The 5315-nt window shown below is 68.8% G+C and carries 6 protein-coding genes; 4 read left to right on the top strand and 2 right to left on the bottom strand.

The window, feature by feature from the left end; genetic code table 11:
• The first annotated feature begins 44 nt into the window (after positions 1-44).
• The 3 genes from ACFWF3_RS22970 to ACFWF3_RS22960 all read left to right on the top strand — a co-directional run bounded on the left by ACFWF3_RS22970 (position 45) and on the right by ACFWF3_RS22960 (position 1998).
• Complete coding sequence (locus ACFWF3_RS22970; protein WP_379315215.1) at positions 45-575, top strand: C40 family peptidase; 531 nt, start codon at positions 45-47, stop codon at positions 573-575.
• A gap of 3 nt (positions 576-578) precedes the next feature.
• On the top strand, positions 579-965 hold the full coding sequence (locus ACFWF3_RS22965) for an RNA-binding S4 domain-containing protein (RefSeq protein WP_378989287.1): 387 nt from the start codon (positions 579-581) through the stop codon (positions 963-965).
• A gap of 91 nt (positions 966-1056) precedes the next feature.
• Entirely contained in the window at positions 1057-1998 is a 942-nt protein-coding gene (locus ACFWF3_RS22960) for an MBL fold metallo-hydrolase (protein ID WP_379315214.1), read from the top strand.
• A 34-nt stretch (positions 1999-2032) separates the two neighbouring features.
• On the opposite strand, the gene ACFWF3_RS22955 is transcribed toward ACFWF3_RS22960, so the two are convergent.
• Together ACFWF3_RS22955 and ACFWF3_RS22950 are read right to left on the bottom strand one after the other, a co-directional pair.
• Positions 2033-2494 carry an NAD-dependent epimerase/dehydratase family protein gene (locus ACFWF3_RS22955; protein WP_379315213.1) on the bottom strand — a complete coding sequence of 154 codons (462 nt, stop codon included), beginning with the start codon at positions 2492-2494 and terminating at the stop codon, positions 2033-2035.
• Entirely contained in the window at positions 2386-2964 is a 579-nt protein-coding gene (locus ACFWF3_RS22950) for an NAD-dependent epimerase/dehydratase family protein (protein WP_379315212.1), read from the bottom strand. Before ACFWF3_RS22950 ends, ACFWF3_RS22955 begins: the two co-directional genes overlap by 109 nt.
• A 162-nt stretch (positions 2965-3126) precedes the next feature.
• Between ACFWF3_RS22950 and ACFWF3_RS22945 the strand changes: the two genes are divergently transcribed.
• A partial coding sequence (locus ACFWF3_RS22945; protein WP_379315211.1) for a lysylphosphatidylglycerol synthase domain-containing protein occupies positions 3127-5315 on the top strand: 2189 nt, incomplete at its 3' end.

Below are 5315 nucleotides of genomic sequence, written 5' to 3'. Positions count from 1 at the left end.
GGCCACCACCGCGCCCGCGGCGAGTGGCCGCTACAACCGGTGCGATGCCCGCGATTTCGCAGGCCGCCACGATCAACATTCCCGGTCTCGGTAACTTCGATCTGCCGCCAGAGCTCGAGCAGCCGGCACAGCAGGTCGAGAAGCAGCTCCAGGCGATGGTCGCCCCGCAGGGCCAGGCCGCACCGCAGCTCCCGAGTGTCCAGTTCGAAAACCCGTTCCAGCAGCAGCAGACGGCGGGCAATATCGCCCTCGACGCCGCCCGCGGCAAGCTGGGCGCCCAGTACAACTGGGGTGCCGCAGGCCCGCAGAGCTTCGACTGCTCCGGCCTCGTGCAGTGGGCATACCGCCAGGCCGGTGTCGAACTGCCGCGCACCAGCTTCGAGCAGTCGCACGTCGGCGCTCCCGTCTCGTTCGACAACCTGCAGGCCGGTGACATCGTCATCACCAACGGTGGTGGCCACGTCGGTATCTACGCGGGCAACGGTCAGCTCCTCAACGCCGTGCAGTCGGGTACCCCGGTGTCCTACACCCACCTCAGCGCAGACGACGTCGTCACGGCTCGCCGTATCGTCTAAGGGGTGACCCCCCAGCACTCCGATAGCCAGGCCCGCGTCGATGCGTGGACCTGGTCGGTGCGCCTGTTCAAAACACGCTCGGCCGCGGCAGAAGCCTGTCGCGCCGGGCATGTGCGCGTTAATGGGGTTACCGCGAAACCGGCGCTGACCGTCCGCCCCGGTGACGAGATCAGGATCCGCCACGCAGGCCTCGAACGCATCGTCGTGGTCGAGCGGATCATTCACAAGCGCGTCGGCCCGCCCGTCGCCGCCCAGTGCCTGATCGATCGCAGCCCCCCGCCGCCGCCGAAGGAAGTCCTCGCCACCCTGCCGCAGCGCGAGCGTGGTGCCGGTCGGCCTACGAAACGTGAACGGCGCGAAACAGATCGGCTCATGGGTCGCACCGACTAGCCGCTGGATGTAATCGGGCGTTAGCGATGAACAGCGGCGGCTCGACCGGGTCTGGTGGTCGCGGTGTGGGCGATCGCCTACGGTGGCACGTATGGGTGAGCGCACGACGATGTTATCGACTGTTCTCGCCTGCTGTATCGCTGTCGTCACCACGGGGCCGCGGCTGCTCTGGCCGCGCGGCGCCGATACCGCATTTCTCGACGGACTGGAGTGCGCTCCTGTTCCTCCCGCGCACAACACCGTCGCCCTGACCGCGCTCACCCAGGCGGAGCTGTCCGCGCCGACGACGATCGTCGCCGAGGGCGTGCGGACGCTGCGGTCGACGCCGCTGACTATGTCGACCTTCCTGATCCGCCACCCGGACGCCACCTTCCTGGTCGACCCGGCGATCTGCGCGGGCGTGCACCAGCGGGTGCTGCCCGAGCTGCCCTTCCCGGTGCCGTTGCTGGTCGGGCCCGACAGGCCGGTGCGCGGACTGAGCGAGGTACTGGCCGCCCACGACCTCACCGGCAACGACATCGACTTCGTGCTGCCGACACATCTGCACTGGGACCACGTCGCCGGGCTGTACGAACTACCCGGCCTGGTTCCGATCCGGGTGCCCACCGTCGAATACAGCTGGGCCATGACAGGTTCGCACGCCCCCCTCGGCGTCGCCCGCGGGCCGCTGCGCGGTCGCGCGTTCGATCTCTACGAACTCGACGGCCCGCCGGTGCTGACCTTCGCCCGCAGTCACGACCTGTTCGGCGACGGATCCGTGCTGATCGTCGACCTGGCGGGGCACACCCCCGGCAGCGTCGGAATCCTGCTCGCGGTCGACGACGGCTCCCGCGTCCTGCTCGCGGGCGACGCGGTCTGGAGCACCCTGCAGATCGACCTCCTGCGCGAGAAAGCGCCGCTGCTCGGGGAACTCCTCGACGCCGACCGCAACCGGGCGTTCGAGACCATCCACCGCCTGCACGCGCTTCCCGCCGAGATCGAAGTGATCCCCGGCCACGACCGTGCCGCCGTGACCGCCCGCACCGCACCCTGATCGCCGGATATCGGCGTGGTGCCCGACCGGAGGATCAGTCCGCGAGACCGGCGGCGACATCGGCGTACCTCGGACGCCAACCCAATTCATCGTGGGCGAGCTGACTCGAGATCCGCATCGAGGTGTCGGACATGAGGGCGCCGATATAGGGGACCGCCCATCGGATCATCCAGGCGGGCAGCCGGATCGGGCGTGGGGTCCGCTGAGCTCGGGAGACCTCCGTGAAGAACTCCCGCCAGGTGATCGGATGGTCATCGGCGATGTTGTAGGCGCGACCAGGTGTGCCGCGTTCGAGTGCGGCCACGGTCGCGGCGGCCGCGTCGTCGACATGGACCCAGGTATTCACCCCGCCGGAACCGAGCGGGCCGACCGGGCGGTGCTTGCGCATCATGTCCGCGAACAGGTCACTGAACGCGCCGGGACCGTAGAAGAGCCCGTACCGCAACGCGATGGCGTCGACACCGGGCGCATCGAAGACCTGGCTCTCGCCTGCCACACACGCGCGGACCACCTCGTCGGCCACCCCACCCCACCGTCGTACACCCCGAACTGATCGCGCTCGGTGACCAGCCGGCCACCGTGGTCGTGGTACCCGTAGCCGAGGATCAGCGACTGGGTGACGAACCGACCGGCGCCCACCACCGCCGCGGCGTCGAGCAGGTTGGCGGTGCCGACCGTGCGCAGCAGCCCGGTCGGATCGTCGGCCGGAATCCGGCGCTGCACCTTCGCGTCGCGCAGGGCGGTGGCCTGATGGATGACGGCCTCGGCGCGCAAACCCTCGACGGCGCGCAACAGGCCGTCGCGGTCGAGCACATCGGCGGTGACCGGGGTGGCGCCGAGCTCGCGCACGAGCGGGTGCGCACCCGGATTCCGGACGAGCGCCCACACCGTATGTCCGTTCGCGGTCAACGCGCGGATCAGAGGGCGGCCGATGGCGCCGGTGGCGCCCGCGAGCAGAACCTGCATGATCGTTCCTTCCGGCTGAGTGAGTGTTTCCCTACTTCCTGGACGGGGTACCGCCAGTGTTCGTGACGGCCTGTGATCGGCTTCACGGCACGCGGGAACGGCCGTGCCGATTGGGTGATGTCACGGCGGGTCTGCGGCGTGTCGGTGTGTATCGTGCGGCTCATGCGAGTCGACGGTCGGGAGATCCCGGTCACGGGGAAACTCCTGCAGCCGATGATCCGTCGTACCAGCGATATCGTCCGGGTGGTGCTGGCGGGAATCGGCGTAGCCGTGGTGATCGCGGGCTCGCTGATCACCCGGCCGGAATGGCTGGCGCTGGAACGCTCGGTCGCCAAGATCGTGGACTTCCTCAGCCAGGACCAGGCGACCATGGTCTACCTGATCTACGGAATGCTCATCCTGGCACTGCCGTTCGCCATCTTCATCGAACTGGTCCTGCGCAGGCAATGGAAACTCCTGTTCGGGTACGGGGCGGCGGGCCTGCTCGCGGTGCTGGCCTTGTCGATCACCGGGGCGGGCATCTCCACGCCGAAATGGCACATGCCGGTCCCGGACCGCTTCGACACCTTCCTCTCCCAATTCCTCGACGATCCACGCTGGATCGCGATGCTCGCGGCGATGCTCACCGTGTCGAGCCCGTGGCTGCCGGTGCGGCCGCGACGCTGGATGTGGTTCCTGCTGTTGATGTTCGCGCCGATCCACCTGGTGGTCAGCTCGGTGGTGCCCGCGCGGGCGATGCTCGGCCTGGTGGTCGGCTGGCTGGTCGGCGCGGTGATCGTCTGGGTGGTCGGCACGCCCGCGCTCGAGGTGCCGCTCGACGGCGCGGTCCGGGTGCTCGCGGGGCGCGGCCACACCGTGAAAGCCTTCCGGGTCGATCGACCGGCCGGGCGCGGACCGCTGTTGCTCGCCACCGAGGTCGACGGGCCCGAAGACGAGATCATGGTCGAGCTGTACGGCAAGAACCAGCGCAGCTTCGGCGCGATCCGGCAGGTGTGGCGCTGGATCACGTTCCGCACCAGTGAGACCGCGCCGCTGCACGGATCGATGCACCGGGCGGTGGAACATCGCGCGCTGCTCGGCATCGCGATCGGTGACCTCGGGATGGCCGACAGCCATCAGGTGGCGGTGGCCGGTCTGAGTCGCGGCTGGATGCTGTACGCGCACACCATGCCTCGCGGTACCCAGATCGCGACGTTGTCCGCGCAGGTGCTGCCCGGGGTGTGGCGGTCGCTGCTGCGGCTGCACGAGAACCAGATCAGCCTCGGCGATCTGCAACCCGACTTCGTGCGAGTCAGCCAGGGCGACACCCTGTTCGGCGGCTTCTCGGCCGCCGAATTCGGCGCGGCCGAGGCGCAACGGCAGACCGATATCGCCCAGCTGCTGGTGACCACCACCTCGCTCTACGGAAAACACGAGGCGGTCTCGGCGGCGATCGAGGTACTCGGCGAGGACAAGGTGGCCTACGCGGCCCGGCGGCTGACGAAATCGGCCATGTCGATCGGCATCCGGAAGTCGGTGCCGCAGTGGACCAAAGTGATGGCCACCGCCCGTGAGGAAGTGCGCAGGCAGACCGGCCACGACCGCATCCAGTCCGAACAGATCACGCGGTTCTCCCGCAACCAGATCATCCAGCTCGTCCTGCTGGTCGCGCTCGTCTATGTGGCGTATCCGTTCTTCAGCCAGGTGCCGACGTTCTTCAGTCAGCTGCGCACGCTCAACTGGTGGTGGGCGCTCGCGGGATTGGCCGTGTCGGGGCTGACCTATGTCGGCGCCGCCGCCGCGCTCGGCGCCTGCGCGGACGGGCTGGTCAAGATGCGCTATCTGCTCGTGGAGCAGCTGGCCAACACCTTCGTGGCGACGACCACCCCCGCCGGTGTCGGCGGGTTGGCGCTGAGTGTGCGGTTCCTGCAGAAGGCGGGCATGACGACCCTGCGCGCGACCGCCGCGGTGGCGATGCAGCAGTCGATGCAGGTGCTCACCCACCTGGTGCTGCTCGTGGTGTTCAGCGTGGTGGCGGGCACCTCGACCAACCTGGCCCACATCGTGCCCGACGCGACCGTGCTGTATCTGATCGCCGGGGTCGGCGTGGGGCTGATCGGCGCGTTCATGTTCGTGCCGACGCTGCGGCGCTGGGTCAATCACTCGGTGCGTCCGCAGGTCAAGGAAGTGCTGGGCGAACTCGCCGACCTCGCCAAGGATCCGATGCGATTCGTGGTCATCGTCGCCGGCTGCGGCGCGATCACGCTCGGCCAGGCGCTGGCCCTGTGGACCAGCGTCGAGGCATTCGGCGGCGGCACGGACTTCGTCGCCGTCACCATCGTCACCATGATCGGCGGCACGCTGGCCTCGGC

The sequence above is a fragment of the Nocardia sp. NPDC060220 genome (assembly GCF_042727815.1).
Classification (GTDB): Bacteria; Actinomycetota; Actinomycetes; order Mycobacteriales; family Mycobacteriaceae; genus Nocardia.
This window is presented reverse-complemented; position numbering and strand designations above follow the sequence as displayed.